This is a genomic window from Arthrobacter pascens (assembly GCF_017052465.1).
Lineage (GTDB): Bacteria > Actinomycetota > Actinomycetes > Actinomycetales > Micrococcaceae > Arthrobacter > Arthrobacter pascens.
In genome coordinates this window covers 44441-71018 of record NZ_JAFHKT010000144.1, presented here as the reverse complement: position 1 = coordinate 71018, position 26578 = coordinate 44441, and the positions used below count along the sequence as shown (strand labels likewise).

Below are 26578 nucleotides of genomic sequence, written 5' to 3'. Positions count from 1 at the left end.
ATCACCGGCGGAGGAAGACATGGCGAAATCAGACCAGGTAAAGGAATCGGCAGCGGTATACCGGAGCGGGCAGGAAATCGAGTGCTGGCTGACCGATATGGACGGCGTCCTGGTGCACGAGAACCAGGCCGTCCCCGGCGCCGCGGAGCTGATCCAGCGGTGGGTGGACACGTCCAAGCGGTTCTTGGTGCTGACCAACAACTCCATCTTTACGCCCCGGGACCTGGCCGCCAGGCTGCGGGCCTCCGGCCTCGAGATCCCGGAAGAGAACATCTGGACGTCGGCACTGGCCACGGCCCAGTTCCTCAAGGACCAGGTGCAGGGCTCCGACTCCGGCAACCGTGCCTACACGATCGGTGAGGCCGGACTCACGACGGCGCTGCATGAGGCGGGCTTCATTCTCACCGACCAGAACCCAGACTTCGTGGTCCTCGGCGAAACCCGCACCTATTCCTTCGAGGCGATCACCATGGCGATCCGCCTGATCCTGGCCGGGGCGCGCTTCATTGCCACCAACCCGGACGCCACCGGCCCGTCCAAGGAGGGACCCATGCCCGCCACCGGCGCCATCGCAGCCCTGATCAGCAAGGCCACGGGCCGCGAACCGTACATCGTGGGCAAGCCCAACCCGATGATGTTCCGTTCAGCCATGAACCAGATCGATGCCCACTCCGAAACCACTGCCATGATCGGTGACCGCATGGACACGGACATCATCGCGGGCATGGAAGCCGGACTGCACACGGTGCTGGTGCTCACGGGCATCACCCAGCGCGGCGACGTCGCCGCCTACCCCTTCCGGCCGAACCAGATCCTGAACTCCGTGGCAGACCTGAAGAGCCAGATCTGACGGCCTGCTAGAACGGCGTCATCCTCCCGCCGCCGCCGGGCAGCGGGAAGATTTCGTCCTGCAGGTCCGCAAGGATGGGCCGGTAGACGAACGGGTTCCAGCCCGGGCTGGCGTGCGCGGGAAGTGCCCCGTCGGTCTGCAGCTCCGAGGACGCCATGTTGGCGGCAAACGTCCGCGCCCACGACTGGTGCGCCGTCTCGTAGTTGACCGTCTGGTCCCGGGGATTCCCGATGTAGGCCATGCGGGCATCCCCGATCTGCCCTGCGAACCGGGTGGCGTCGAAGTGGTAGATATACGCGGATTCTGACTGGATCAGCACGCTGGAGGGCGCAATAGGAGACAGCTGTTCCAGCGTCTGGTCCAGGATCTGCTGCCACGTGCGTTCGTCTTTGTGCACCACGCGCTCCCCCAGCTCGTAGCCGCCGCGCAGCACCGAGGGCACCCGGAACCCCCGCTCGTAGAGGAACACCACGCCGTCAAACCAGCTCTGGTCCAGCACATCGAACTTGCTGTAGGGGCTGGAGTCCAGCACGATGAAGGCCACCTCCACACCGTGCAGTTCCAGGAGGCGGGCAGCCACCTGGGTGGCGACCATGCCGCCGAAACTGTGGCCGTAGAAGTAGAGCGTGGTCAGGTTCCGGGCGCGGACATGCTCAATCACGGCGACGACGAGCTGGTCGATATCCAGCCCCAGGTTTGAGTACCCGACGGCGGCCAGCTGGCCGCGCTGCCGCAGGGTTCCGCGCAGCGAATTCAGGATCCACTGCGCTTCCTCCCAGCTGGTTTTGTAGCCGGGAAACAGGATCCAGCTGGCGTTGGGGAAGTAGCTCTGGGCGAAATCGTCGTCGACCACGAGGACCTTGTGGACCTGGCGTTCTGTCTGGACCCGCTGGGTCAGCAGCATGTCCGTGGCCAGGACCGACGCCGCTCCCGCGCCAGTGAGGAATGCCCGCCGCGAGAACCGCTTCAGCTCGGAGGCATGACGGATCAGCCGGGTCGCATCTGTACCCGGCGACGGCTCCGGACCTGCGGATCCTTCATACGGCACTCATCTACCCTAGGCACAGTTCAACCGCCGTGGGCAATTACCTGGCGCGGCTGCCGGCACTGCGCTCAGCTTCCGGAAGCCTGGTTCACCGACTCTTCGAAGAGTTCACGCCGGGTCAGTTCCGCTCCGATGGCTTCGTAGCGTGCCAACAATTCTTGCCCGCCGCGGCCGGAGGGATCGTCCAGTAATTTAAAGACAGAGTCGCTCGCCGCCAAGAGCTCCTCGGAGGAGTAGCTGGACAGCGGGCGGACCCCCGAGGTGTCCGGGGCAGCAGCCGGCCGTGACGGTTGCGGCAGCGCCGTGAGGTTCCCTGTTTCCGCCGCATCCTGCCCGTTGCCCGCCATGACGACCAGCGAAATTCCTGGCGCAGCGGCAGCAAACGCACCCTGCAGGATGGCGTCCTGGGCGTTCAGGTCCATGCGCAGGCCGGCGAGGGCGCAGGACTCCACGAACGCGGCGCGGGAAAGGTCCACGGTGATGGAGGAGGTGATGCCCATGCCTCGAACACGGTGGATTTCGCGCAGAAGATCCGGCCGGGATGCCGGAGTGAGGCTGCCGAGGATGTCGATCCTGGCGGTGTTGGTGCAGCGGTCGATTTTAAGCAGGGAATCCAGCTGGTTGTCCATAGGTACTCCAAAAAGGATGTCTATGGCCGACGGCTCAACCTTGGCCAGCGTATCCCGTGCAGGTGCGCACAAGCAACTAGCCTGCGTGCGCCTGCCCGGGCTCCTCGAAGTGCGTGTGGGCGTCCGCGCCGCCCACCGAGTTCACCAGCGATGCGGCAATGTCACGAAGCTTGATGTTGCTGTTGCTCGAGGCGTTGGTCAGGATGCGCACCGCCGCTTCCTGGCTGCACCGGTTTTGGGCCATGACGATGCCGACGGCAATGTCAATCACCGTGCGGGACTCAAGCGTGGCCCGCAGGTTGGTGGCACTGTCCGTGTGCAGGGAAAACCTGACGGCCAGGCGCAGGGCCTGCGAGATTTCACGGGTGTAGCCGCGGGCGTGGGCAGTGGCGACCTCGTTGAACTTGTGCGGGACGTCCGAATACAGATTGAGTGCCGCCTTGGCATCACCCTGCAGGTTGAACGGCAGTGAGAGCACGGAGCGCAGCCCATGGGAGGCCACTGCGTTCGCGTAGTCCGGCCCCCACCGGTTCTCCTCCAGAAGATCCGGCACGTGGACCTCCCGCTCTTCCTCTGCCGCAGTGAGGCACGGCCCCTGGGACAGCGAGTACTGGATTTCGTCCACTTCCCTGGCTGAGTCGCTGCTCCAGCCGATGGTGGCTGCCTTGCGGTCGCGGAGCAGGGTTATGCCGCACAGGGCGTCATCGCCGTCACCTGCCACCTGGTGCGCGGAGTAGCGCGCTAGCTCGTTCAGGAAGGCCTCAAAGTCAGCGCTGTCCAGGATGAGGTTCTGGATTTGCTCAACGCTGGTCAGGGCACGGGGAGTACTGCTCGGGGCGGAATCGGGCGTGCGCATGGCGAGGCTACTCCAGGGTGGAATGTTGATGCGGGTACCGAAATACTAGGCCACCCCTGAAGTGCCGTCCACAAAAAGCGGCCGCTCAGGCCAGGCCGAGCTCATCCTTGCCGAAGGCGAACAGGTAGGGCACGCCGGTCTCGGCTTCGATCTTTTCTTTGGCGCCGGTGTCGCGGTCAACGATCACGGCAACGGCCACCACGTTGCCGCCGGCCTTCCGGACGCCCTCGACGGCGGTCAGCGCCGAGCCGCCGGTGGTGGAGGTGTCCTCCAGGATCAGGACCTTGCGGCCCTCGACCGAGGGGCCCTCAACCTGGCGGCCCATGCCGTAGGACTTCTGCGCCTTCCGGACCACAAACGCGTCAACGGTGCGGCCGGCGTCATTGGCGGCGTGCATCACAGCCGTACCGACCGGATCGGCACCCATCGTCAGTCCACCGGCGCACTCAAAGTCGATCCCGGCGTCGTCGGTCAGTGAAAGCATGACCTGGCCAACAAGTTTGGAGGCCTCGTGGTGGAGGGTGATCCGGCGCAGGTCGATGTAGTAGTCGGCCTCCGCCCCGCTGGAGAGGATGACCTTGCCGCGTACGACGGCGAGTTCCTTGATCAGTTCAAGCAGGCGGGCACGGGCAGCAGCAGCATCTGCTGCAGGAACACTGGTGGCAGTCATGGGGTCCAGTTTAGTGGCACCGCCCTGTGGCACCGTCCTATGGCACCGCCCGCGGTTCCTGCCGGCGGGCGAACCCGGGTGAGTGCTCGGGCCGTGGTCCAAAGGCAATCATGCGCGGCAGGACCTTCCGGGCCGCCGGGACGTGCCGGGCCATGAAGAGCGGGAAAGCGGGGGCACCGGGCCTCCGGCCCGTGAACAGCGGCACAAAGACGGCTCGGTGCATGATGCGCTGGACTGTCTGGACCACCACGGTGGGCATCCGGCGCCGGCGCTGCACCCGTTCCAGGTCCTGCAGGCTCACCTGACCCCGCAGCAGGCCAGGGGCGAGCCGCGCCGCCGCCGCAACCGCGTCCTGGATGGCAAGGTTGATTCCCACTCCCCCGGCCGGCGACATCGCATGGGCCGCGTCTCCGATGCAGAGCATCCCGTCCACATACCAGCGCGGCAGCCGGTTGAGCCGCACGTCGAGCCAGTGCAGGTCCTCCAATGATCGGATGGCATCCACGCGGTCCGCCAGGTCCGGCCTCAGCATGGCGACGCGTTCCCTGAACCGTTCCACCCCTTCGCTCCGGATGCGCGCGTCCGCTCCCTTGGGCCCCAGATAGCCCATCTGGTAGTAGTCGTCCCGGAACAGCGCAATCATGGCCTCCGTGCCCTTGAAGGCGGGAACGATCCCCGCAATTTCGCCCTCTTCCGTGGAATAGCGCGGAAGCTTGAACCACCAGGTATCGAACGGCACCGGGAATTCCTTGGGCACCAGGCCGGCCGCCTGGCGGAGCGCGGAATGCCGTCCGTCCGCGGCCACCACCAGGTCCGCGTGGATCGCGCCCTCCGTTCCGGCCCTGGTCCGGTAGCGGAGACCGGTGACCCTGCCGCCGTCGAACATCAGGGAAGTGGCGGTATGCTCCATCAGCAGCGTGAACGCGGGTTCCTCTGCGGCGGCGCGGGCCAGGAAATTCAGGAAGTCCCACTGCGGCATCATGGCGATGTAGTTGTACGGCGGCCGCAGGGCAGCAAAATCACCCAGGGTCACCAGGCCGACGCCCGGCACGGGGAATGCGACGTTGCGCAGCCGGCTCTGCGGCAACTCCCGGAAGGCGCCGCCGAGACCGAGTTCGTCAATGAGCCGGATGGTCGCCGCATGGACCGTGTCCCCGCGGAAATCGCGGAGGAAATCGCCGTGTTTTTCAAGGACTGTGACCTCGACGCCTGCCCTCGCCAGCAGCAGGCCCAGCATCATGCCGGCCGGTCCGCCGCCGGCGACTACGCACCCAGTTCGCTCCATGCACCAACGCTACGCCTGGCGGCGGTGCGGAGCACGGGCAGATTTCGCTGCGGATGCCCGTTCCGCAGTTCATGCCCGACGCATTCCGCCTGGCCCGGCGGACACAGTTGAGCGTTGCGGATGCCGCTGACTAGGCTGGGCACATGCGCGAACTCCAGGCCAAGATCATTGAAGAAATGGGCGTTCAGCCCCGGATCGATCCCGCAGAGGAGGTGCGCAAACGCGTCACTTTCCTGAAGGAGTACCTCAAGGCCACCCGCACCAAGGGCTTCGTCCTGGGCATTTCCGGAGGCCTGGATTCGTCGCTCGCCGGGCGGCTTGCCCAGCTCGCCGTCGAGGAGCTTGAGTCCGAAGGCGTTGACGCCAACTTCGTCGCTGTGCGCCTCCCCTATGGGGTGCAGCACGACGAGGACGATGCCCAGGCCGCCCTGGACTTCATCAAAGCCAAGACCGAATGGACGTTCAACATTTCCGCGGCCGTGGACGGCTTCGAGGACGAGTTCGAAAAGACCGTCGGCAACGGAATCTCCGACTTCCACAAGGGCAACACCAAGGCCCGCACGCGCATGATCGCCCAGTACGCCCTGGCCGGCGAACACAACTACCTCGTGATCGGCACGGACCACGGCGCCGAGTCCGTGACGGGCTTCTTTACCAAATTCGGCGACGGCGGCGCGGACATCCTCCCCCTCTTCGGCCTGAACAAGCGCCAGAACCGCGCACTGCTTGCCGAACTCGGCGCTCCCGCGCGGATCTGGGAGAAGGTCCCCACGGCCGACCTCCTCGACGGCAGGCCCGGCCGGACGGACGAGGACGAGCTTGGCATCAGCTACGACCAGATCGACGACTACCTCGAAGGCCGCGAGATCCCTGAGGACGCAGCCGCTCTGATCGAGGAAAAGTACCTGCGAACCCGGCACAAGCGCACCGTCCCGGTCTCCATTTTCGATACCTGGTGGAAGCACGGGGGTCCGGAGGAGCCGCGCGTGGGGCTCTAAGCCGTGGGGCTCTAAGGCCTGGGGCTCTGAGGCGAGGCAGCCAACCTAGGGCAGCAGCACGATCTTGCCGCGCACGTGGCCGGACCGGCTGATTTCCAGCGCTTCAGGAGCTTCGATCAGCGGCATCCGGTGGGAAATCGTGAACGTGATCTGGCCCTCGGCCGCCAGGGTTCCGACCTCTGCGACGCGCCCGTCCAGTAGCCGGAGCTTCGCAATTCCGGCCTCCCCGGAGGACTGGCCCGGAACCGTGGTCACTGCCCTGCTCCGGTCCTCAAGCAATTCCAGCGTGGCCGCGATGGATTCTTCGGTGCCCACGGTGTCGAACACAGCCGTCACTTTGCCCTGGGCCCTGACGCGCTCGACCAGCCCTGCGCCGTACATCACGGGCAGCGCTCCCAGCTCGGCCAGGTACTCGTGGTTTGGCTCGGACGCCGTCCCGATGACCGCAGCCCCGAAGGCCTGGGCGATCTGCACCGCCGCCGACCCCACGCCGCCGGCTGCCCCATGGATGAGGAGGGTGTCTCCTTCGCCCACCCCGAGCTGCTTGAGGGCCGAATAGGCCGCCCCGCCGGCCACCGGAATGCAGGCCGCCTGTTCAAAGTCGATGCCCACCGGCAGGGGCGTCAGCTCGTCCGCGGGAACCAGGGCCTCAGTGCGGTAGCCGCCAACGAGGCCGTTCCAAATGACTTCATCGCCCACGGCGAACCCTTCGAAGGCCGGGCCCACCTCGGTGACCACGCCAGCCGCCTCAGAGCCGGGAACCGCCGGCAAGTCGAGGGGAACCCACTGCTCCACGTAGCCGGCCACGATTTTCCAGTCCATGGGATTGACGCTCACGGCCCGAAATTCCACCCGGACCTGCCCCTCGGCGGGCTCCGGCAGCTCTTCCGTGCCGACATTGAGCACCTGCGGGCTGCCGTATTCCTCGAAATAGATCCTCGTGCTCATGTCCTGGGCTCCTTGGAGTTGTCCGGCGCTTTACGGGAAGAGCAATACTGCAAGACTAGGCGGAGGGATCCGGTGATCTCAACAGCCTGCGGCGACCCCTGACCTGCCGATTAAGGGGCGCCCAGCTGGACGGTGATCCGGTGGGCCTCCTCCATGAGGAGCTTGCCCAGGAACTCCTGCCGGTCTTCGCGGAAGCGCGGCTCGATCCCGGTCAGCGACAAGGCCCAGGCCGGCCGGCCCGCCTGGTCGAACACCGCGGCGCCCATGCCCCAGCTGCCCTCGAGCACCAGCCCGGGATTTACCGAGTAGCCAGTCTCCCGCGTCCTCTTCAGGTTGGCCCGGACCACGGCTTCCGTGTGCCCTTCCGCAAATTTGCCGGCATGGGCTGGCCAATCTGTCAGGATCTGCTCCTGTTCACCCACCGGCAGGAAGGCCAGGATCGCTGTGCCGGCCGACGCCACTCCGAGCGGAAAGCGAACGCCCTCGTGCAGCACGAAGGACCGCACCGGGAAGCTGCCTTCTTCGCGGAGCAGGCAGACCGTCTCGTTCCCGCGCCGGATGGAAAAGAAGGCGCTCTCACCCGTTTGTTCTGCAAGCCGGCGCAGGCTCGGCCGGGCGATGTCCTCGAGCGGGAACCGGGCCGACGCCACCGACCCGAGCAGCAGGACCTCCGGACCGAGGACCCAGTTGCCGGTCCGCGCTTCATGGTCCAGCAGCCCTTCCGCCGCCAATGAGGTCAGAAGCCGGTGAACCGTGGGCCGAGTCAGTCCGGATTCCCGCACCAGCTCAACGAGCGGGCTCCCCTCCGGCTTGCGGCCAACAATGCGCAGGAGCCCCGCAATGCGGCTCACCACCTGGGCTCCCTGGACCGGCATCTGGTTCATAATTCTCCTCCGTCATCCATATTGTGGACACCAGAAAGCATACAGTCCACAGTGTAAGAATGCACAGATATGCGCCACTGGAGTACCTTGACATCGCCAACTCGCGGCCCATACGCTCGGACCTCAGAGGTTGAGTCCACAAAGTGGATACCGCTCATGCCCCACTCAATGCCCCACTCAATGAGGAGATGCCATGTCCAAACTGAAATCCGGCGCTGCCGATGCCCTGCACGGCGTCCTGCGGGACGGCATGACGCTCGCCGTCGGCGGTTTTGGCCTGAGCGGCATCCCCGCGGACCTGATCGAGGCCGTGCGGGATTCCGGCGTCCGTGGCCTGACGGTGGTTTCGAACAACATGGGCGTGGACGGCAAGGGCCTCGGCATCCTGATTGAGGCCGGCCAGGTCCGGAAAGTGATCGCATCCTACGTGGGCGAGAACAAACTCTTTGCGGAGCAATACCTTGCGGGCCTGCTCGAGGTGGAGTTCACGCCGCAGGGCACGCTCGCCGAGCGGCTCCGCGCCGGCGGCTCCGGCATCCCGGCGTTCTACACCAAGACCGGGGTGGGCACCCTCGTCGCGGAAGGGAAGCCGCTCGCGGAGTTCGACGGCGAAACGTACGTCCAGGAGCGGGCCATCCGGGCCGACGTCGCCCTGGTCCACGCCCACACCGCCGACACCGACGGAAACCTGATCTACCGCTACACCGCACGAAATTTCAATCCGGTGGTGGCCACCGCGGGGGCCGTAACCGTCGCGGAGGCCGAGGTGATCGTGGATCCTGGCGCGCTGGACCCCAACCACATCGTGACCCCCGGCGTCTACGTTCAGCATCTGGTGCAGGCGAGCAACCGCACCAAGGACATCGAGCAGCGCACCGTCCGCCCGCGCCTCGAACCCCTCCCCGCCTAAACCGCCAAGCGCGAACGAGCACTTAAGCCCCCAAGACTTCAAGAACCTAGGAGAACCCCATGGCCTGGACCAGGGATGAGATGGCCGCCATCGCGGCGGAAGAACTGAACGACGGCGACTACGTCAACCTCGGCATCGGCATTCCGACGCTCGTCGCGAACAACCTGCCCCGCGGTGTCCGCGTGGTCCTGCAGAGCGAAAACGGTCTCCTCGGCCTGGGCCCGTTCCCGTTCGAGGGCGAGGAGGACGCCGACCTCATCAACGCCGGCAAGCAGACGGTCACCGTCCTGCCAGGCGGCAGCATTTTCGACTCCGCCACCTCCTTCGGCATGATCCGCGGCGGACACGTGAAGGTGGCCATCCTGGGCGCCATGCAGGTCTCCGGCGACGGCGACCTCGCCAACTGGACCATCCCCGGCAAGATGGTCAAGGGCATGGGAGGCGCCATGGACCTCGTCGCGGGCACGCCGCGCGTCGTCGTCCTGACGGAACACAATGCCAAGGACGGCAGTGCCAAGATCGTCACGGAGTGCAGTCTTCCGCTCACCGGCCTCCGCGTGGTGGACCGGATCATCAGCGACCTTGCGGTGTTCGACCTGGTAAAAGCGGACGACGGCGGCCGGCGGCTCACGCTCACCCGGCTCGCGCCGGGGGTCACCGTGGAGGAGATCCGGGAGAAGACCGAGGCCGCGTTCGATGTCAAGCTCGAAGCAGCGCCCGGACTGGAAGACGCCCTGGAAGGGGTTACAGCATGAGCCTCAAAGAACAGTTCGGCAAGGACGTCCTGCTCACCGGCTGGGGGCACAGCCCCTTCGGCAAGCTCACCGACGAGACCCTGGAATCGCTGATTGTCCAGGTCGCCGCCGAGGCCATCTCCAGCGCCGGCATCGAACCGGGCCAGATCGACGAAATTTACCTCGGCCAGTTCAACTCCGGCATGTTGCCGCTGGCGTTCCCGTCCTCGCTGGCCCTGCAGGTGTCGGAGCAGTTGGCCAACGTGCCCTCCACCCGGGTCGAAAACGCCTGCGCCTCCGGGTCGGCAGCTTTCCAGCAGGGAACCAAGTCGCTGCTGGCCGGCACAGCCAAGACCGTTCTGGTGATCGGCGCCGAGAAGATGACCCATGCCGGGGCCGATGTGGTGGGCGCGGCCCTCCTCGGGGCGGACTACGACATGGCCGGCCAGGCGTCCACCACCGGCTTCACCGGACTCTTCGCCGACGTCGCCAAGCACTACGAAAAGCGCTACGGGCCGGTCTCCGATGTCCTCGGAAGCATCGCAGCGAAGAACCACCGCAACGGCGTGGACAACCCGTACGCCCAACTGCGCAAGGACCTCGGCGAAGAGTTCTGCCGCACGGTTTCGGACAAGAACCCCATGGTGGCCGATCCGCTGCGCCGCACCGACTGCTCCCCCGTGTCCGACGGCGCCGCCGCCGTCGTGCTCTCCACCTCGCCAACCGGCGGGGCGACCGCTCCGGTCCGGCTCGCCGGCTTCGGCCACGCGAACGACTTCTTCCCGGCGGAACGCCGTGACCCCACCGCCTTCGCAGCCACTCGGGCGTCCTGGCAGCGCGCCCTGGCGATGGCCGGCGTCGCGCTGAAAGACCTGGACTTCGCCGAAGTCCACGACTGCTTCACCATTGCCGAGCTGCTGATGTACGAGGCCATGGGCCTGGCCCAGCCAGGCGAAGGCGCCCGCGCCCTTGAGGAGGGCTGGGTGTTCAAGGACGGCAAGCTGCCCATCAACGTCTCCGGCGGCCTCAAAGCCAAGGGCCACCCGGTGGGCGCTACCGGGGTGTCCCAGCATGTCATTGCCGCCATGCAGCTGACGGGCACCGCAGGCAGCATGCAGCTCGCCAACCCCCGCCGCGCCGCCGTGCAAAACATGGGGGGCGTGGGCATCGCCAACTACGTCAGCGTGCTGGAGGCCGTCTAGCTGTCCTAGCACGGAGGCTTGCCCCGCCCTGACCTCCTTTGTCCGCAGACACGGCCCGACACGCGCAGGTATCAGCGTGTCGGGCCGTGTGGCCGTCGAATGAAGGTCAGGACGGCGGCCAGAGGGGGCGGTGCTAGCTGCGGCCGCGGATCAGCCGGGCGATTTCGGCGAATCCAAGCCGCTCCGCGTTGGCCAAGGCCGTCCGGCCCTGCGGATCACGGATATCGGGATCGGCTCCGGCAGCCAGGAGCAGCCGGACCACCTCCTGCTGCCTCGGCCCGCCGTTGTTGAGGAGGATGGCCTCCTGCATGGCGGTCCAGCCGAGGTTGTTGACATGGTTGACCGGAACGCCGGCGGCAATGAGAATCCTCACCGTCTCGACGTGGCCGTGTTCGCTGGCCGGAATGAGGGCGGTCCCGCCGAAGCGGTTGGTGCTTTTTACGTCGGCGCCGTTGGCGAGGGTCAACCGGAGCACCTCGTTGAACCCCTCGGCCCCGGCGTAGAGGAACGCTGAATCCTGGATGGCGTCCTTGGCGTTGACGTTGCCGCCGGCCGTGATCAGCTCCCTGACCTGGTCAACATCGTTGGCCTTGGCAGCACGGATCAGCTTTTGGTCGAGTTCCGCCTGGGCTTCCGGGGGTTTCGGCATGGATGGCTGCTCCTTCGGTGGGTCTGGCTTTGCCGCCTCTGGGGATGCGGCGGACGGGCTCCCGGCGCCGGCCGTTGCCGGTGTGTCCGAGGCGGCTCTGTCCGAGGCGGCGGGGCCGCATCCGGTGAGCGCCGCCACGGCCACCGCGACAGCAGTCATCACGACTGTCCGCGACTGCCTGGAACCGGGGTCCATGAGCCACGCCATGTACAGAGACTACTCAGCGGCGCCGGAAATGGCAGCGGCACCTGCTTCTGCGCAGGCTTCGTCCAGCTTGCCGTCGGGAGCACCGCCGACGCCGATCCCGGCAACGGACACACCGTTGACCTTGAGTGGGACGCCGCCGGGCAGGAAGAGCGTGCCGGGCAGGTCTGCAATGCTGGGGCCGTTCCCCGTAGCGCGCTTGGCCAGTTCACTCGTGGGCGCTCCGAACGCGGCCGCCGTGTAGGCCTTGCGCTTGGCGGATTCGATGGTGTGCTCGGCCGCGTTGTCGCCCCGGAGGAGTGCCTGCACCGTGCCGAACCGATCCACGAGCGCCACCGTCACGAACGGCAGTTTGTCCGCCTGGCATTTAGCCAGCGCTGCGCCCACGGCCTTGGCCGAGGCTCCCACGGTGATCCGGTTCTGCGACACGACGTTGTCCGCTATGGGCTGCACATCGGCCGCCGGAACCGCCACAGGCGCGGCCGCCGGAGCCGGGGAGGCGGTGCCGGCATTGGCGACGGCGGTCGCTCCTGCGGTGAGGACCAGCGCTCCGGCAGCGGCGGCGGCAAAAACCTTGTTGGACTTCTTCATGGCAGGTCTCCTTGTGGAAAGGAAGTGCAGGTTTCAGCTGAACTTCCGGCGGCGGAATCGGTACGTCCATCGTGCCCGCAGCCATGGACCACCCGCATCGGGCCTTCGGCGGTTCAAGGCTCCGCCGTCAGGCCAGCGGTATCAGCCAAAAGGCTGAGAGACCAGTAACGGCGCGGGGAATAGCATGGTGGGTAGCAATCCCTCCACCGGAACCGGACCTTCATGCCTACCCGAGCCGCAGTCCCTCACCCGACCATCCCCGACGAAAACCAGCACGCCCCCGGAGCAGCTCCGGCGAGCCTGGGCCGGATCGATGCCGCGGTCCACCTTGGCTTTGCCGTGCTGATGGTGGCGTCCGTGGTCCGCTACGTGATGCGCCACAGCCCGGCCGACAACCTCCTGGTCCTCGGCCTGGCAGTGACTGCCTGCATGCTGTACGCGGTCATCGCGGTGCTCGCGCAGCGCCGGCGCCCCTGGGCAGTCTGGATGTTCGTCCTCGTGGGGCTGTGGGCTGTGCTGGTCATTTCCGCGCCCAGCTTCGCCTGGTGTTCCTTTGCGTTGTTTTTCCTCTGCCGCACGGCGTTTACGGGGGCAGTTGCCTACATTGCGGCGGGGGCGACGGCGGCCGCCACCGCCGTCGGGTTGTTCCGGCTCAGCAACGGAACCGACCTCGCCATGCTGCTGGGTCCCCTCGCAGTTGGCGTCATGCTGACGCTGATCTACGACCGCATAGAGCACGATGCCGCCGAGCAGCGCCGCCTGCATGCGGAAGTTTCGCTCGCCCAGGGGCAGCTGGCCGCCAGCGAGCGCCGGGCCGGGGCCGTAGCCGAGCGGGAGCGGGTGTCCCGAGAGATCCACGACACCGTCACACAGGGCCTGGCCAGCAGCCTCCTGCTGCTCGAAGCGGCGAACCGCAACTGGCCGGCCGCGTCCGCCGGGCAGGACCTGCGGCGAGCCAGCGAGCTGCTGCGGCGGAACCTGGCCGAGACCCGCAGCTTGGTCCACGAACTGGCGTCGCCGGGGCTTGAGGCATCCCCGCTCCCCGAGGCTCTCCGGCAGGCCGCCGCCCAGTATGTCCCCGGGGTGAGGCTGCTCGTCACGGGCGAACCCCGGCCCGTTCCCGCGGATGTCCGGCACGCCCTCCTGCGGGTGGTCCAAAGCGCGGCGTCGAACATCAAACTCCACGCTTCCGCCACCAACGCCACTCTGACGCTCGGATTCCTTCCGGCCGCCGTCACGCTGGATATTTACGACGACGGCGCCGGCTTTGATCCCGCAGCGGTACCACCGCCGTCGGACGCCGGAGGCTATGGGCTTCGTGCCATGCGGCAGCGGGTGGAACAGTTGGGCGGCGTATTCTCGGTGGAAAGCACTCCCGGCGAAGGGACCATCGTGGCTGCACAATTGCCTGCCAGTGAGGACGCATGAAGGCCATCACCGTGCTCCTCGTGGACGATCATCTCGTGGTCCGCAGCGGGCTCAAAGCCCTGCTGGGAACCCAGCCGGACATCGATGTCGTGGCGGAGGCGGCGTCGGGCGAGGAAGCCCTGGCGCAGGTGGAGCAGCATTCCCCGGCCGTGGTAGTGATGGACCTGGCCATGGGTGCCGGCATGGACGGCATCGAGGCCATCCGGAAAATCCGCGAGCGCAACCGGCGGCAGGCCGTACTCGTGTTCACCACCTACGATTCCGACGCCGACATCGTCCGGGCCGTGGATGCCGGCGCCATGGGCTATCTGCTCAAGGACGCCGCGCCGGAAGAAATCTTCGCTGCCATCCGTGGCGCGGTCCAGGGCAAGAGCGTGATGAGTGCCCCGGTGGCCTCGCGGCTCTTCCAGCAGCTGCGCAATCCCGACGAAGTGCTGACACCGCGCGAAGCCGAGTTGCTGAGCCTCCTCATCGAGGGGCTCAGCAACCGGGAGCTTGGGCAGCGGCTCTTCATCTCGGAAGCCACGGTGAAGACCCACCTCGCCCACATCTACGCCAAGCTGGGTGTGGAAACGAGGGCAGCCGCCATCGCCACTGCGATCCGGCGTGAAGGGATGCGCTAGGAGCCATGGATGAGCGGCGTGCGATCAAAAAACTGCTGACGCCATGAGCGGCTAGGTGGCGGCCGTCCGCGCCCTGTACTCGCGCGGGGTGGCTCCGGTTTCGTTCAGGAACTGCCGGTTGAAGTTGGACAGATTCGAGAAGCCCACCTCGTAGCAGATGGTGGAGATCGCCATATCGCTGCGTTCCAGGAGTCGGCGGGCATGTGCCAGGCGAAGCTTGCGGACCAGGTCACTGAAATTCTGGCCGGTGGACCGCTTGAAATACTTCGAGAAGGTCGGCTCGGACATACCCACCAGGGCTGCGGCCTCCGACATTTTGACGGTGCCGGCATGGTTGCTGAAGACGTACTCGAGGACGATGTCCACCACGGCCGCGGCCTGGCCGTCCAGTTGCGGCCGGAACCATTCTTCGGCGAGGTAGCGCCGCTCTCCCTGCGGCGCCCGCGCAAGAATCGCGAAGAGTTCCAGGAGGTGGTGAAGCCGCTCCAATCCCGCGGATGCGCCCATCGCCTCGATGGCTGCGGCCGCTGTCTGGGCTGAGCGGCCCAGGAACTCGATGCCTCGTGCGGACTGTTCCAGCAGTGGCTCGATTTCTGCTATTTCGGGAATGACGGAGGCTGCTTGCCGGATCCACTTCCCGTCGAACTGGATCACGGCGTCGCGCCGCTCCAGGACTTCCCCGGGCTCCAGGTCGCTGACCCAGTCGTGCGGCAGCCCGGAGCCGATCAGCGACACATGCCCGGCTTCGAAGGTGCCGATATGGTCTCCCACGATGAACTTGCCGGCACCTTTTCTGATCAGGTGGATCTCGTATTCAGGATGGTAGTTCCAGCGTGCCAGCGGGCTGGGATAGTCATGCTCGTGCCACCGGACGGAATGGTTTGGGTCTTCCGGGATCACCTCCCGGTTGGCGCGCATGCCCAGCAGCCTTTCGGCAAGCCTGGCCGATGCGCCGTTGCCCGGATCCGTCGCGCTCATTCTGGCTCTCCAGCATTTGGTGTGTGAAAAATGGCGGCTCCGTTGGTGCGCCATTCCCTAACATTAGCGCCTGCTCCCGAGGAGCGGCATGGCAAATTTGTATCAGAAATCGGCAACCACGGCGCTAGTTGTGCCACATCCCACAGGCCTAATGTTGAGGAACACAAGCGGGGCCCGTCGGACGCCCGGCCCTAAGCCTCTCCCCAGTCCGGTACTTCGATGAAGCGGTCGAAGTACGCCTGTGCACCCCCATGAAGAACAAAGGAGTCCTCCCATGCGCCCAAAAATGCGCGCTGCCTCACTGGCCGCCGGCGCCCTGTGCATCGCACTTTCTGCCTCAGCCTGCTCCGGAGCCGGCGGCGGCACGGCCGCCGGTGACCAGAACAGCATCAATGTCCTGATGGTGAACAACCCGCAGATGGAAGACCTGCAGAGGCTGACCGCGGATAACTTCACCAAGGACACCGGCATCAAGGTCAACTACACCGTGCTTCCGGAGAATGACGTCCGGGCCAAGATCAGCCAGGAATTCTCCAGCCAGGCTGGCCAGTACGACGTCGCATCCCTCTCGAACTACGAGATCCCGTTCTATTCAGAGAACAAGTGGCTGGCGCCTTTGGACAACGTGGCCAAGGACGCCGAATTCAACCAGGCAGATATCCTGCCCGCGTACACCGCCTCGCTGACCGGCAAGGACGGCAAGCTCTACGGCGAGCCGTTCTACGGGGAGTCCTCGTTCCTGATGTACCGCAAGGACATTTTCGACGCCAAGGGCCTGACCATGCCGGAGAAGCCCACCTGGGACCAGGTGGCCGACCTGGCTGCCAAGGCCGACGGCGCGGCCCCCAACATGAAGGGCATCTGCCTGCGCGGCCAGCCCGGCTGGGGCCAGGTCTTCGCGCCGCTGACCACCGTGGTGAACACCTTCGGCGGCACCTGGTTCGACAAGGACTGGAACGCCCAGGTCAACTCCCCTGAATTCACCGAAGCGACCCAGTTCTACGTGGACCTGGTCCGCAAGCACGGAGAGGCCGGTGCTGCCCAGGCAGGATTCACCGAGTGCCTGAACAACATGAGCCAGAGCAAGGTCGCCATGTGGTACGACGCCACGTCCGCAGCAGGCGCTTTGGAAGCCGATGCATCACCCGTGAAGGGAAAGATCGGCTACGCCCAGGCACCGGTGAAGAAGACCGATTCCTCCGGCTGGCTGTGGACCTGGTCCTGGGGCGTGCAGGCGGCCTCCAAGAAACAGGATGCTGCCGGTAAGTTCATCGCCTGGGCCAGCTCCAAGAAGTACGAAGAGCTCGTGGCCTCGAAGCTGGGCTGGGCCAAGGTTCCCTCCGGCAAGCGCATCTCCACCTACGAGAACGCCGCGTTCCAGAAGGCCGCGCCGTTCTTCAAGGCGGAACGCTCTGCCATCGAGAACGCGGACCCGAAGAATCCAGGCATGCAGGAGCGCCCGGTCGTCGGCATCCAGTTCGTCGGCATCCCCGAGTTCGCCGACTTGGGCACCACCGTCTCCCAGGGTGTCAGCTCCGCCATTGCAGGGCAGGGATCTGTAGCGGATGCGCTGGCCAAGGGCCAGGAAGCCGCTCAGAAAATCGGCGACAAGTACAAGAAGTAACCAACCATCCACCAATGGTTCTGTGGCCCGTCTGACGGCGGGCCACAGAACCGCAGGAGAACATCATGACTACCGCAACAGCGCGCGTCGCCCGTCCCGGGCACAGCGCACCCAAAACTTCCAAGAATGCCAGGTCGCGTGAACGCGCACTGGCCTGGGCACGGCGTGCGCCGCTGCTGCCGGCCCTGATCTTCCTCATCATCGTCACCCAGCTTCCCTTCGTGGTGACCCTCATCATTTCGTTCCTGAACTGGAACAGCCTCCGCCCTGACCAGACCGGGTTCGCCGGCTTCGACAACTACGTTCAGGTCCTCACCAACGCCGACCTGCGCCAGGCCATCTTCACCACCATCATCCTCACCGTTTCGGTGGTGCTGGCCAGCCTGGTCATCGGCCTCGGACTGGCCCTGCTGCTGGACAAGAAGTTCATCGGCCGCGGCCTGGCCCGCACCCTGCTGATCGCACCGTTCCTGGTGGTGCCGGTCGCCGCTGCCCTGATCTGGAAGCACGCCCTGCTGAACCCGACCTACGGGCTGATCAACGGGGTCCTGACCTGGATCTGGTCCCTGTTCGGCAGCAACACCCCGCCCCAGCCGGACCTTCTCTCCCAGGCGCCACTGATGGCCGTCATCGTCTCGCTGGTCTGGCAATGGACCCCGTTCATGATGCTCATCCTGCTGGCCGGGCTGCAGTCCCGTCCCATGGACACCGTGGAGGCCGCCCAGATGGACGGCGCCAGCCCGTGGGACATCTTCCGCCAGCTGACGCTGCCGCACCTGCGCCAGTACCTCGAGCTCGGCGGCCTGCTCGGCGCGATCTACATCGTGCAGAACTTCGATGCCGTCTTCACCCTCACCTCCGGCGGCCTGGGCACGGCCAACCTGCCCTACGCCATCTACCAGACGTTCTACTTCGCCAACGAATACGGCCTGGCCTCCGCCGCCGGCGTCGTGGTGGTCATCGGCACCATCATCGTGGCGACCTTCGCCCTCCGCACCGTTTTCTCGCTCTTCAAGAAGGAGGCAGCACGATGAGCACCCTCACCCCTGCCGAACACCAGAAGTCGGGCCCTGCCCGTTCCACATCGCCCACCGCCCTGAACACCGGATCGCGCCGCAGTCGATTCGGAAAGATCGGGGGCAAGTCCCGCATGGACCCCACCCGGAACAACACCGCGGCGGGCATTGCGGCCTGGCTGCTGGCCCTGCTGTTCGCCGCTCCGGTCCTCTGGATGATCCTGACCTCCTTCCACTCCGAGACGGACGCCGCCACCAACCCCCCGTCCGTCGCCGCGAACCTCACCCTGGATGCCTACAAGGAGTTCTTCGGCGCGAGCTCCGGGGTCATCCCCTGGCCGCCGCTGATCAACTCCGCCACCGCCTCGATCCTGTCCACCGTGCTGGTCCTGGTCCTGGCCATCCCGGCCGCCTACGCCCTGTCGATCCGGCCGGTGAAGAAGTGGACCGACGTCATGTTCTTCTTCCTCTCCACCAAGATGATGCCGGTGGTCGCCGCAGTCCTGCCGCTGTTCCTCTTCGCCAAGACCGCCGGCGCGCTGGACAACATCTGGTTCCTGATTCTGATGTACACGTCCATGAACCTGCCCATCGCGGTCTGGATGATGCGCTCCTTCCTCGCCGAAGTGCCGGTGGAAATACTGGAGGCTTCACAGATCGACGGCGCCGGCCTGCTGCTGACGCTCCGCAAGATCATCGCCCCCGTGGCCATGCCCGGAATCGCCGCCACCGCCCTGATCTGCTTCATCTTCAGCTGGAACGAGCTCCTCCTGGCCCGGGTGCTCACCGGCGTCATGGCCGGCACCGCTCCCGTCTTCCTGACCGGCTTCGTCTCCAGCCAGGGACTGTTCCTCGCGAAGGTCTGCGCCGCCGCCGTCGTGATTTCCCTCCCGGTGCTGTTCGCTGGCTTCGCAGCCCAAGACAAGCTCGTCCAGGGCCTCTCACTCGGCGCCGTCAAGTAGACCAGCCATTCCCCTTCGATCTTCCGAGGAATACTTCGATGACAACATCAACCGCACAGTCCCCGGCGCCAGGACACCCCGCGCAGCCTGAACTGCCCGCCACCATGCGCGCCTCCATCCTGAAGCGCCAGGGCGACATGGTTCTGGAAACCCTGTCCGTCCCGCAACTCGCGCCCGACCAGGTCCTCGTACAGGTCGCCGCCGTCGGCGTCTGCGGCAGCGACGTCCACTACTACGAACACGGCCGCATCGGCGACTACGTGGTCGACCACCCGCTGATCCTGGGCCACGAACTCTCCGGACGGATCGCCGCCGTCGGAAGCGCTGTTGACCCTGACCGCCTCGGCAAGCGCGTCGCCGTCGAACCCCAACGGCCATGCCGCAAGTGCAAGCAGTGCAAGGCCGGACGCTACAACCTCTGCCCCGACATCGAGTTTTACGCCACCCCGCCAATCGACGGAGCCTTCGCCGAATACGTGACGATCCAAAGCGATTTCGCCTTCGACATCCCGGACAGCGTCAGCGACGAGGCGGCCGCCCTCATCGAACCGCTGTCCGTGGGGCTGTGGGCCTGCGAGCGCGCCGACATCAAACCCGGCAGCCGCGTCCTGATCGCCGGGGCCGGACCCATCGGGATCATTGCCGCCCAGGCCGCCCGCGCTTTCGGCGCCACGGAAATCTACATCACGGACGTCGCCCAGGACCGGCTGGCCTTTGCTCTGGAACACGGTGCAACGCACGCGCTCAACGCCAGGACGGACAGCGTGGAAGGGCTCGACGTCGACGCGTTCATTGACGCCTCCGGCGCCCCGCAGGCGGTCCGTTCCGGGATCAAAGCGGTGGGGCCGGCCGGCCGGGTCATCCTGGTCGGGTTGGGAGCGGACGACGTCGAGCTTCCTGTCTCGTTTATCCAGAACCGCGAGATCTGGCTCTCCGGCGTTTTCCGCTACACCAATACCTGGCCGCTGGCGATCCAGCTCATCGCCGACGGCAAGGTGGACCTGGACGTCCTGGTCACCGGAAAATTCACACTCGCCGAATCTGAAGACGCCCTCAGAGCGGGCAAACAGCCCGGACAGCTCAAAGCCGTCGTCTACCCCGGCCGCTAAGCCCAGCGCGGCTCCAACGACAGCGACATCACAACCACGTTCAGCACCGACCTGCAAGGAAGCAGCCATGCCATCACAAGAGCACGGTTCCCAACCAGACCTCCCTGACGACGGAGCCTTGGTCACCGTCATCGGCGAGTCACTCGTTGACATCATCGACGACCCCCTCCGGGGAAACACGGCGCCCGAAACGCACCCCGGCGGCAGCCCCCTCAACGTTGCCGTCGGCTGCGCCCGCCTGGACCTCCGGACCAAACTCATCACGCACTATGCTGAGGACCCCTACGGGCAGATGATCGCCGACCATCTGGACAGCAACGGCGTCGACGCCATCGTCGGCGGCTCACTGCCGACCTCAACCGCCCTGGCGTCACTGGACGCCGCCGGAGCTGCGGAATACACGTTCTCCATCAGCTGGGACATCAACGGCGCGTCCATACCTGCCTTGGCAGTGGCGGAGAACTCGCTCCATGTCCACACCGGATCAATCGCGACGCTGCTCCCTCCGGGCAACACGTCGGTACGCGGCCTGATCGAAGCAGCACGCCCGCACGCCACCGTAAGCTTTGACCCCAACTGCCGGCCGGCCATCAGCCCCGACCCAGCCGCCGCCCGGGAACAGGCCGAAGGCTTTGTGGCCGCCAGCGACGTGGTCAAAGCCAGCGACGAGGACCTGCGATGGCTCTACCCCGACAGGACGCTGGAGGAATCGATGGCGGCCTGGCTGGAGCTCGGACCGTCATTGGTGGCACTGACCCGCGGCGCCCAGGGACCGGTCATCCTGACCCGGGCGGGGCGCGTGGAGATGCCGGGCGAGGCCATCACGGTGGCCGACACCGTGGGGGCCGGGGACTCCTTCATGGCCGGACTGATATCCGGGCTCGCCCATTTCGGAGCGCTCGGGGCGGCGGGCAGGGGGCGGCTGCAGGAGCTGACTACAGATGAGCTGCATGCCCTCGCCGCCTACGCCAACCGTGCGGCGGCGATCACCTGCTCGCGGCCCGGCGCAAACCCTCCGCGATCGGCGGAACTGGAGTTGCCCGCCCTCGCGCGCCGGAGCTGAATAAGGGCGTCCCCGTGGAAGAACAATGGCCGAACACTCCGTTAATGGGACCCGTTAATAGCCCCAGCCGGAGTTGCAGAAGGGACAGTTGATGACTCCAGCTATTGCACGGCCCGCGTGCTGCCCATAGGTTTGAGATAGCGGAAAACAGTTCTCCGCATCTGCCTGCCGTCGGAGCAGGACCAGAAATAAGGGTTACAAAGGAAGTAGCAGCACATGGCAACAGGCACAGTTAAATGGTTCAACGCCGAAAAGGGCTTCGGATTCATCGCTCCGGATGACGGATCGGCAGATGTTTTCGCGCACTATTCGGCAATTGCCAGCAGCGGCTACCGCTCCCTGGATGAAAACCAGAAAGTCGAATTCGACGTGACCCAGGGCCCCAAGGGCCCGCAGGCTGAGAACATTCGCCCGCTGTAGGTTTAAAAAAAATTGCCCGGGACGTGCTGTTCAGCATGTCCCGGGCAATTTTTGTGTCCTGAGACGCCCATGAACCAACCTGCTGGGCCTCGTCAAGCGTGTCGCCAGCGTGGAGCTTGGCTACTTCAGCGATGTCTTCGGCCGTCCCAGCGGGCGTGACCTCCCCCGGTTCGACGACGCCGAGGAACCTGACGCGGACATGTGGGCCACCGCTGGGGAGACCCGCGATGAGATCGTGGAGCTGCACCGCTTTTCGGCGGCCCACAGCGATGCCACCATTGAGTCGCTGCCGCTCGATGCACCGGGCGTCGTGCCCTGGTGGCCGGAAGAGCGCAGGCACGTGACGCTGCAGCAGATGCTGGTGCACATGTGCGCGGAGACGGCCCAGCATCTGGGGCACGCGGACATCCTTCGCGAACTGATCGACGGCGCTGCGGGGCAGGGTCCGAATGACCCCAACCTTCCCGCGCGGAGCGCCGCCGAGCAAAGCGCACACTTCGACCGCCTCGAGGCCGCGGCGCGCGAGGCTGCGGCACACGCCACGACCTAGACGAAGGCGGACTTCCCCGTGACGGCACGGGCCACGATGAGGGAATTGATCTCGTAGCTGCCCTCGTAGGTGTAGAGGATTTCGGCATCCCCGAAGAGCTTGCCCATCTCGAAGTCGCTGCTGATGCCGTTGCCCCCCAGCAGCGAACGCCCCATGGCCACCGAGGACCGGGCCAGCCGGGTGGTGGTGGCCTTGGCCATCGCTGCCTGCGCCATTTCCAGCTTTCCCTCCTCCTGGATGCGGGCGAGTTGCACCATCAGGGCCAATGACGCGGAGGCGTTGCCCAGGATCTCGGCGAGCTGCTGCTGGATGAGCTGGAAGCGGGCCAGTTCCTTGCCGAACTGCCGGCGCTGCAGGGAGTAGGAGCGGGCGACGTCGAACGCGGCCAGCTGGATCCCGGCGCCCTGCCACCCCACCCATGCGCGCGAATCCCGCAGGAGCGCGTTCGCCTTGGAGAAATCCGTGGCTCCCGGGAGCAGGTTGGCCTCCGGGATCCGGACGTTGTCCAGCACGATGTCGGCGTTCTGCATGATTCGCAGACCGATCTTGTTCGCGATCTTGGTGGCGGTATACCCGGGCCGGTCGGTTTCAACGATGAAGCCCTTGATCTGCTGGTCGGCCTCGTCGCGGGCCCAGACGAGGGCAAAGTCAGCGATGGTGCCGGCTCCGATCCACCGTTTGGCGCCGTTTATCACCCACTCGCCATTCTCCAGCCGGGCCGAGGTTGCAAGTCCCCCGGCGATGTCCGAGCCGTGGTCCGGCTCTGTGAGGGCGAAGGCTCCCAGCTGCGTGAATGCCGTCAGTCCCGGCAGCCAGCGGCGCTTCTGCTCCTCGGACCCAAGTTCGTGGATCATCCCCACAATTAACTCGTTGTGGATGCCCACCAGGGCCGAAAGCGATACGTCAGCCCGGGCCACCTCAACATACATGAGGCCCTTGAAGAGCTTCGACGTGCCGTCGGTCTGCAGCCCGCCGAGCCCGCGCTTTCCCATCTCCGCCAGCAGCCCGAACGGGAACTCCTCGCGGTTCCAGTAATCGATGGACTGCGCCCTGACCCTGGCCTGCAGGAACTCCCGAACATCCAGGTAGCGCTTCCGTTCGTCCGGAGGAAGCAGGTCCGCGATGTACATGAGGTCGGCATCGGGAAAGGGCGGCGCCTGGCCGGGCACGTCGCCGCCGGCCGCCTGCACCGCTGTGGATTGTCCGCTGTCACGTCCTTGTGGCTGCACGGGCACGGTCCCTTCACTCTTTCAAACCCTTGGATGTCCTAGTATATTGCAGAGTGACATGGATCACTAGGATGTGCATCCCCCGGCGAAAGGTGCCCCATGACAGTCACCGACGACTTCCGTGCAGCACGCGACCAGCTGCTGGCCCTGCGCAACAACTACTCAGAGGCCCGGAGCAGCTTTCAGTGGCCACGCTTCGAGGAATTCAACTTCGCACTGGACTGGTTCGACGCCATCGCCGCCGATCCCGCCGCCGGAAGCAGGCCCGCGCTGGTGATCGTGGAACAGGACGGCACGGCGACCCGCCGCAGTTTCGCCGAGCTCTCGGCCCGCTCAAACCAGGTGGCCAACTGGTTCCGGAGCCAGGGAGTGCGGCGCGGGGACCGCATGATCGTCATGCTCGGAAACCAGGTGGAACTCTGGGAGCTCATGCTGGCGGGCATCAAATTGGGCATCGTGCTCATCCCCACCACCACGCTGATGGGTCCGGCGGACCTGAAAGACCGGGTGGAGCGCGGCGAAGCGGCCTGGGCCGCCGTCGGAAGTTCTAACATCGGCAAATTTGCCGATGTTCCCGGAGATTACAGGCTCATAGAAATAGGCGACGGCGGCACCGGCGCGGACGCGGCGCCGGGTGCCGCCCGGTACTCTGACTCCGCCGCCTCCTCCGAGGAATTCACTCCGGATGCCCCCACGAAGGCCGACGAAACCCTGCTCCTGTACTTCACCTCCGGGACCACTTCGAAGGCCAAACTGGTGGAGCATACGCACACGTCCTACCCTGTGGGCCACCTCTCCACGATGTACTGGATCGGCTTGGAGCCCGGCGACGTCCACCTGAACGTGGCCTCCCCGGGGTGGGCCAAGCATGCGTGGTCCAACGTGTTCACGCCGTGGATCGCCGAGGCCTGCGTGTTCATCTACAACTACGACCGCTTTGACGCCCGGGCCCTGATGGAGCAGATGGACCGCGAGAAGGTGACCAGCTTTTGCGCCCCGCCCACGGTGTGGCGAATGCTTATCCAGGCAGACCTCACGCTCCTCAGGAATCCGCCCGCCAAGGTGGTTTCGGCCGGCGAACCGCTCAACGCCGAGGTGATCGGGCAGGTTCACCGCGCCTGGGGACAGACCATCCGCGACGGTTTCGGCCAAACAGAGACGACCGTTCAGGTGGCCAACACCCCTGGCCAGCCGGTCAAGATCGGGGCCATGGGCCAGCCCCTGCCCGGTTATGACGTGGTTCTCGTTGATCCCGCGACCGGCGAAGAAGCGGACGACGGCGAACTCTGCCTGCGCCTGGACCCCCGCCCCGTGGGGCTGATGAAGGCATACTACGGGGATCCTGAGAAGACGACGGACGCTTTCCGAGGCGGCTACTACCACACAGGCGACATGGCCAGCAGGGACGAGCATGGCGTCATCACCTATGTTGGCCGCGGTGACGACGTCTTCAAGTCCTCTGATTACCGGCTGTCGCCGTTTGAACTGGAGAGCGTGCTGATCGAGCACCCTGCCGTGGCCGAGGCTGCCGTGGTCCCGTCCCCTGACCCCGTCAAGCTATCCGTGCCCAAGGCGTTCGTGGTTCTGGCGGCCGGCCACGAACCGGGGCCGGAACTGGCCGAGGAGATCCTCCGCTACTGCCGGGACCACCTGGCACCCTTCAAGCGCATTCGCCGGATCGAATTCGCCGAGTTGCCCAAGACCATTTCCGGCAAGATCCGCCGGGTCGAATTGCGTCACAGCGAGGAGGCCAGGCACGGCGGCGCACCAGGTTCCGGCACCCAGGTTCCCCAAGGCTTGAGCCAGGGCCTGGGCACGGAGTATTCCGAAGCCGACTTTCCGGGCCTGAAGAGCGGGAACTGACCATGGCAACGCCGCTGCCCCGTGACCCCATCGCCGACGCCCAGCGGAACTGGGAACGCCATGGATGGGGCGACGTCGCCGCGCCGATGGCCGCCATCACGGCCATCATGCGCACGCAGCAGATCCTCCTGGCCCGCATTGAAGTCGCACTGAAGCCCTTCGGCCTCACCTTTGCCCGCTACGAGTTGCTGGCCCTGCTGAGTTTCGCGCGCAGCGGCTCGCTTCCAATGAACAAAGCGAGCGCCCTGCTGCAGGTCCATCCGACATCGGTGACCAACGCCGTCGACCGCCTGGAAAAAGCCGGACTCGTGGTGCGCTCACCGCACCCGACTGACGGCCGCACCACGCTGATCGAACTCACCACCGAAGGCAGCACCATCGCCAAACGGGCGACGGCGGTCCTCAACACGGAGGTTTTCAGCCAGTCCGGCTTCGCGGACAGCGACATGGACCAGCTGATCCGGATACTGGCGGACTTCCGCCGCCAGGCCGGCGACTTCTCCGAAGAATGACGGGCCGGCGGGCAGTGCGGCACCAGCCCAGCGTCCGGTCATCAGCCTGGAATAGTGTCGCTGTCCGCGCGTTGGCCTGATGTTCGCTGCAGTTCCCCAATGAAGGCGTCCAACAGGGCGATCTGCTGCGGGTCGTTGGCAAGCTGGACGAGGTCGGCGGCCGTGCTGTACACCTTGATGTTGGTGTGCTGGCTGTGGGTCGAGAGAAGGTCGAACGCGGCCTCGGAGCCGATGCGCAGGCTCCCCATCAAAATCCCCTTGGCCTGTTCGATGGTGGCGCGCGTCCCGACGGCACCCTCCACCGCTTCGCGGGCGGCCCGCTCCGTCTCCCAGTGCAGCGTGCTGGTGAGGTCAATGATGAAGCCGTCCGCGCTCTGCAGCACACCAGCCTCCACTACAGCCTCGCCGGCGGTGATGACGCGGTGCTCCCGCAGCCTGGAGTCAATGAGCCGGTGGTAGCTGCAGAAATAGCCGCCCGAAACGCAGGCCGCCGAGAAGACTTCCTGGCAGCGGTCGCGGTCCTCGGGATGTTTGTGGGAGTAGAGCAGTTCGATGGTCGGTACGATCTCCCCGCGGGCGTACCCATGCAGCGCATAGAGCTCATCGGACCAGTGCAGTTCCTGGGACACGGCATCGTAATGGAATGTCCCGGCGGCGCAGGGGGCGTCCCCCAGGGCGCTGGAGTATGTGTTCACGCTCTTCGGCTGGTTCGTCGCCCCGCCTGCTGCCGCGTCCTGTCCGTCCAT

27 protein-coding genes and 1 pseudogene are annotated in these 26578 nt (G+C 65.9%); 16 read left to right on the top strand and 12 right to left on the bottom strand.

The features are described from left to right. The first annotated feature begins 19 nt into the window (after window positions 1-19). Window positions 20-850 carry an HAD-IIA family hydrolase gene (locus JYA52_RS14380; RefSeq protein WP_205653848.1) on the top strand — a complete coding sequence of 277 codons (831 nt, stop codon included), beginning with the start codon at window positions 20-22 and terminating at the stop codon, window positions 848-850. Window positions 851-857: 7 nt separating this feature from the next. Here JYA52_RS14380 and JYA52_RS14375 read toward each other — a convergent pair whose 3' ends face one another. The 5 genes from JYA52_RS14375 to JYA52_RS14355 all read right to left on the bottom strand — a co-directional run bounded on the left by JYA52_RS14375 (window position 858) and on the right by JYA52_RS14355 (window position 5335). Then, window positions 858-1898, bottom strand: coding sequence for a thioesterase domain-containing protein (locus JYA52_RS14375; protein ID WP_205653847.1), 1041 nt, complete (start codon window positions 1896-1898; stop codon window positions 858-860). A gap of 65 nt (window positions 1899-1963) precedes the next feature. Next, entirely contained in the window at window positions 1964-2524 is a 561-nt protein-coding gene (locus JYA52_RS14370; RefSeq protein ID WP_205653846.1) for a hypothetical protein, read from the bottom strand. Window positions 2525-2600: 76 nt separating this feature from the next. Then, window positions 2601-3380: a GAF and ANTAR domain-containing protein gene (locus JYA52_RS14365; protein WP_205653845.1), complete on the bottom strand. Its 780-nt coding sequence runs from the start codon at window positions 3378-3380 to the stop codon at window positions 2601-2603. Between the two features lie 85 nt (window positions 3381-3465). Next, window positions 3466-4050 (bottom strand): orotate phosphoribosyltransferase, encoded by a 585-nt coding sequence (gene pyrE / locus JYA52_RS14360; RefSeq protein WP_205653844.1) that lies wholly within the window; start codon window positions 4048-4050, stop codon window positions 3466-3468. Between the two features lie 37 nt (window positions 4051-4087). Continuing rightward, a complete protein-coding gene (locus JYA52_RS14355; protein WP_205653843.1) occupies window positions 4088-5335 on the bottom strand; it encodes an FAD-dependent oxidoreductase in 1248 nt (415 codons plus the stop codon). A gap of 143 nt (window positions 5336-5478) precedes the next feature. Here JYA52_RS14355 and nadE point away from each other — a divergent pair, with 143 nt between their 5' ends. Continuing rightward, a complete protein-coding gene (gene nadE / locus JYA52_RS14350; protein WP_205653842.1) occupies window positions 5479-6333 on the top strand; it encodes an NAD(+) synthase in 855 nt (284 codons plus the stop codon). 45 nt (window positions 6334-6378) lie between these two features. Here the strand turns inward: nadE and JYA52_RS14345 are convergent, their stop codons facing one another. Together JYA52_RS14345 and JYA52_RS14340 are read right to left on the bottom strand one after the other, a co-directional pair. After that, the gene (locus tag JYA52_RS14345; protein ID WP_205653841.1) at window positions 6379-7281 is read right to left on the bottom strand and encodes an NADP-dependent oxidoreductase; all 903 of its coding nucleotides are present in this window, start codon (window positions 7279-7281) and stop codon (window positions 6379-6381) included. Between the two features lie 110 nt (window positions 7282-7391). Beyond that, window positions 7392-8165, bottom strand: a complete 774-nt coding sequence (locus JYA52_RS14340) for an IclR family transcriptional regulator (RefSeq protein ID WP_205653840.1) — start codon at window positions 8163-8165, stop codon at window positions 7392-7394. Between the two features lie 193 nt (window positions 8166-8358). Here JYA52_RS14340 and JYA52_RS14335 point away from each other — a divergent pair, with 193 nt between their 5' ends. The 3 genes from JYA52_RS14335 to JYA52_RS14325 are packed head-to-tail and all read left to right on the top strand — an operon-like array spanning window position 8359 to window position 11011. Then, window positions 8359-9075, top strand: a complete 717-nt coding sequence (locus JYA52_RS14335) for a CoA transferase subunit A (RefSeq protein WP_205653839.1) — start codon at window positions 8359-8361, stop codon at window positions 9073-9075. 59 nt (window positions 9076-9134) lie between these two features. Continuing rightward, window positions 9135-9830: a 3-oxoacid CoA-transferase subunit B gene (locus tag JYA52_RS14330; RefSeq protein ID WP_205653838.1), complete on the top strand. Its 696-nt coding sequence runs from the start codon at window positions 9135-9137 to the stop codon at window positions 9828-9830. Beyond that, window positions 9827-11011, top strand: a complete 1185-nt coding sequence (locus JYA52_RS14325) for an acetyl-CoA acetyltransferase (protein WP_205653837.1) — start codon at window positions 9827-9829, stop codon at window positions 11009-11011. The genes JYA52_RS14330 and JYA52_RS14325 overlap by 4 nt, the downstream gene beginning before the upstream one ends. Window positions 11012-11144: 133 nt before the next feature. Here JYA52_RS14325 and JYA52_RS14320 read toward each other — a convergent pair whose 3' ends face one another. Both JYA52_RS14320 and JYA52_RS14315 read right to left on the bottom strand, forming a co-directional pair. Then, the gene (locus tag JYA52_RS14320; protein ID WP_240460348.1) at window positions 11145-11867 is read right to left on the bottom strand and encodes an ankyrin repeat domain-containing protein; all 723 of its coding nucleotides are present in this window, start codon (window positions 11865-11867) and stop codon (window positions 11145-11147) included. Window positions 11868-11876: 9 nt separating this feature from the next. Beyond that, entirely contained in the window at window positions 11877-12455 is a 579-nt protein-coding gene (locus tag JYA52_RS14315; RefSeq protein WP_205653836.1) for a GlcG/HbpS family heme-binding protein, read from the bottom strand. Between the two features lie 222 nt (window positions 12456-12677). Between JYA52_RS14315 and JYA52_RS14310 the strand changes: the two genes are divergently transcribed. Next, window positions 12678-13883, top strand: a complete 1206-nt coding sequence (locus tag JYA52_RS14310) for a sensor histidine kinase (protein ID WP_205653835.1) — start codon at window positions 12678-12680, stop codon at window positions 13881-13883. Continuing rightward, window positions 13880-14506, top strand: coding sequence for a response regulator (locus JYA52_RS14305; RefSeq protein ID WP_205653834.1), 627 nt, complete (start codon window positions 13880-13882; stop codon window positions 14504-14506). The genes JYA52_RS14310 and JYA52_RS14305 overlap by 4 nt, the downstream gene beginning before the upstream one ends. A 51-nt stretch (window positions 14507-14557) precedes the next feature. On the opposite strand, the gene JYA52_RS14300 is transcribed toward JYA52_RS14305, so the two are convergent. Then, entirely contained in the window at window positions 14558-15484 is a 927-nt protein-coding gene (locus tag JYA52_RS14300; protein WP_205653833.1) for an AraC family transcriptional regulator, read from the bottom strand. A 274-nt stretch (window positions 15485-15758) separates the two neighbouring features. Here JYA52_RS14300 and JYA52_RS14295 point away from each other — a divergent pair, with 274 nt between their 5' ends. The 7 genes and pseudogenes from JYA52_RS14295 to JYA52_RS14265 all read left to right on the top strand — a co-directional run. Further along, the gene (locus JYA52_RS14295; protein ID WP_205653832.1) at window positions 15759-17108 is read left to right on the top strand and encodes an ABC transporter substrate-binding protein; all 1350 of its coding nucleotides are present in this window, start codon (window positions 15759-15761) and stop codon (window positions 17106-17108) included. Window positions 17109-17173: 65 nt separating this feature from the next. Next, window positions 17174-18142 (top strand): carbohydrate ABC transporter permease, encoded by a 969-nt coding sequence (locus JYA52_RS14290; protein WP_205653831.1) that lies wholly within the window; start codon window positions 17174-17176, stop codon window positions 18140-18142. Continuing rightward, a complete protein-coding gene (locus tag JYA52_RS14285) occupies window positions 18139-19086 on the top strand; it encodes a carbohydrate ABC transporter permease (protein ID WP_205653830.1) in 948 nt (315 codons plus the stop codon). Before JYA52_RS14290 ends, JYA52_RS14285 begins: the two co-directional genes overlap by 4 nt. A 38-nt stretch (window positions 19087-19124) precedes the next feature. Then, window positions 19125-20195, top strand: coding sequence for an NAD(P)-dependent alcohol dehydrogenase (locus JYA52_RS14280; RefSeq protein WP_205653829.1), 1071 nt, complete (start codon window positions 19125-19127; stop codon window positions 20193-20195). A 67-nt stretch (window positions 20196-20262) separates the two neighbouring features. After that, window positions 20263-21258: a carbohydrate kinase family protein gene (locus tag JYA52_RS14275; RefSeq protein ID WP_205653828.1), complete on the top strand. Its 996-nt coding sequence runs from the start codon at window positions 20263-20265 to the stop codon at window positions 21256-21258. A 216-nt stretch (window positions 21259-21474) separates the two neighbouring features. After that, window positions 21475-21678 carry a cold-shock protein gene (locus JYA52_RS14270; RefSeq protein ID WP_013599688.1) on the top strand — a complete coding sequence of 68 codons (204 nt, stop codon included), beginning with the start codon at window positions 21475-21477 and terminating at the stop codon, window positions 21676-21678. Window positions 21679-21751: 73 nt separating this feature from the next. Further along, window positions 21752-22228: pseudogene (locus JYA52_RS14265) on the top strand (DinB family protein); the annotation flags it as partial. Here JYA52_RS14265 and JYA52_RS14260 read toward each other — a convergent pair. Then, the gene (locus JYA52_RS14260) at window positions 22225-23358 is read right to left on the bottom strand and encodes an acyl-CoA dehydrogenase family protein (RefSeq protein ID WP_240460358.1); all 1134 of its coding nucleotides are present in this window, start codon (window positions 23356-23358) and stop codon (window positions 22225-22227) included. The pseudogene JYA52_RS14265 and the gene JYA52_RS14260 sit on opposite strands and share 4 nt — an antisense overlap. A 198-nt stretch (window positions 23359-23556) precedes the next feature. Between JYA52_RS14260 and JYA52_RS14255 the strand changes: the two genes are divergently transcribed. Together JYA52_RS14255 and JYA52_RS14250 are read left to right on the top strand one after the other, a co-directional pair. After that, entirely contained in the window at window positions 23557-25320 is a 1764-nt protein-coding gene (locus JYA52_RS14255) for an AMP-binding protein (protein ID WP_205653827.1), read from the top strand. A gap of 2 nt (window positions 25321-25322) precedes the next feature. Beyond that, window positions 25323-25832, top strand: a complete 510-nt coding sequence (locus JYA52_RS14250) for a MarR family winged helix-turn-helix transcriptional regulator (protein ID WP_205653826.1) — start codon at window positions 25323-25325, stop codon at window positions 25830-25832. Window positions 25833-25873: 41 nt separating this feature from the next. Here JYA52_RS14250 and JYA52_RS14245 read toward each other — a convergent pair whose 3' ends face one another. Next, on the bottom strand, window positions 25874-26578 hold the full coding sequence (locus JYA52_RS14245) for a PAS and ANTAR domain-containing protein (protein WP_205653825.1): 705 nt from the start codon (window positions 26576-26578) through the stop codon (window positions 25874-25876).

Excerpts from the sequence above, each read along its gene's own strand:
- JYA52_RS14380 (WP_205653848.1), top strand. The coding sequence starts at position 20 with ATGGCGAAATCAGACCAGGTAAAGGAATCGGCAGCGGTATACCGGAGC.
- JYA52_RS14370 (WP_205653846.1), bottom strand. The coding sequence starts at position 2,524 with ATGGACAACCAGCTGGATTCCCTGCTTAAAATCGACCGCTGCACCAAC.
- JYA52_RS14365 (WP_205653845.1), bottom strand. The coding sequence starts at position 3,380 with ATGCGCACGCCCGATTCCGCCCCGAGCAGTACTCCCCGTGCCCTGACC.
- pyrE (WP_205653844.1), bottom strand. The coding sequence starts at position 4,050 with ATGACTGCCACCAGTGTTCCTGCAGCAGATGCTGCTGCTGCCCGTGCC.
- JYA52_RS14355 (WP_205653843.1), bottom strand. The coding sequence starts at position 5,335 with ATGGAGCGAACTGGGTGCGTAGTCGCCGGCGGCGGACCGGCCGGCATG.
- nadE (WP_205653842.1), top strand. The coding sequence starts at position 5,479 with ATGCGCGAACTCCAGGCCAAGATCATTGAAGAAATGGGCGTTCAGCCC.
- JYA52_RS14345 (WP_205653841.1), bottom strand. The coding sequence starts at position 7,281 with ATGAGCACGAGGATCTATTTCGAGGAATACGGCAGCCCGCAGGTGCTC.
- JYA52_RS14340 (WP_205653840.1), bottom strand. The coding sequence starts at position 8,165 with ATGAACCAGATGCCGGTCCAGGGAGCCCAGGTGGTGAGCCGCATTGCG.
- JYA52_RS14335 (WP_205653839.1), top strand. The coding sequence starts at position 8,359 with ATGTCCAAACTGAAATCCGGCGCTGCCGATGCCCTGCACGGCGTCCTG.
- JYA52_RS14330 (WP_205653838.1), top strand. The coding sequence starts at position 9,135 with ATGGCCTGGACCAGGGATGAGATGGCCGCCATCGCGGCGGAAGAACTG.
- JYA52_RS14325 (WP_205653837.1), top strand. The coding sequence starts at position 9,827 with ATGAGCCTCAAAGAACAGTTCGGCAAGGACGTCCTGCTCACCGGCTGG.
- JYA52_RS14320 (WP_240460348.1), bottom strand. The coding sequence starts at position 11,867 with ATGGCGTGGCTCATGGACCCCGGTTCCAGGCAGTCGCGGACAGTCGTG.
- JYA52_RS14315 (WP_205653836.1), bottom strand. The coding sequence starts at position 12,455 with ATGAAGAAGTCCAACAAGGTTTTTGCCGCCGCCGCTGCCGGAGCGCTG.
- JYA52_RS14310 (WP_205653835.1), top strand. The coding sequence starts at position 12,678 with ATGCCTACCCGAGCCGCAGTCCCTCACCCGACCATCCCCGACGAAAAC.
- JYA52_RS14305 (WP_205653834.1), top strand. The coding sequence starts at position 13,880 with ATGAAGGCCATCACCGTGCTCCTCGTGGACGATCATCTCGTGGTCCGC.
- JYA52_RS14300 (WP_205653833.1), bottom strand. The coding sequence starts at position 15,484 with ATGAGCGCGACGGATCCGGGCAACGGCGCATCGGCCAGGCTTGCCGAA.
- JYA52_RS14295 (WP_205653832.1), top strand. The coding sequence starts at position 15,759 with ATGCGCCCAAAAATGCGCGCTGCCTCACTGGCCGCCGGCGCCCTGTGC.
- JYA52_RS14290 (WP_205653831.1), top strand. The coding sequence starts at position 17,174 with ATGACTACCGCAACAGCGCGCGTCGCCCGTCCCGGGCACAGCGCACCC.
- JYA52_RS14285 (WP_205653830.1), top strand. The coding sequence starts at position 18,139 with ATGAGCACCCTCACCCCTGCCGAACACCAGAAGTCGGGCCCTGCCCGT.
- JYA52_RS14280 (WP_205653829.1), top strand. The coding sequence starts at position 19,125 with ATGACAACATCAACCGCACAGTCCCCGGCGCCAGGACACCCCGCGCAG.
- JYA52_RS14275 (WP_205653828.1), top strand. The coding sequence starts at position 20,263 with ATGCCATCACAAGAGCACGGTTCCCAACCAGACCTCCCTGACGACGGA.
- JYA52_RS14270 (WP_013599688.1), top strand. The coding sequence starts at position 21,475 with ATGGCAACAGGCACAGTTAAATGGTTCAACGCCGAAAAGGGCTTCGGA.
- JYA52_RS14260 (WP_240460358.1), bottom strand. The coding sequence starts at position 23,358 with ATGTACATCGCGGACCTGCTTCCTCCGGACGAACGGAAGCGCTACCTG.
- JYA52_RS14255 (WP_205653827.1), top strand. The coding sequence starts at position 23,557 with ATGACAGTCACCGACGACTTCCGTGCAGCACGCGACCAGCTGCTGGCC.
- JYA52_RS14250 (WP_205653826.1), top strand. The coding sequence starts at position 25,323 with ATGGCAACGCCGCTGCCCCGTGACCCCATCGCCGACGCCCAGCGGAAC.
- JYA52_RS14245 (WP_205653825.1), bottom strand. The coding sequence starts at position 26,578 with ATGGACGGACAGGACGCGGCAGCAGGCGGGGCGACGAACCAGCCGAAG.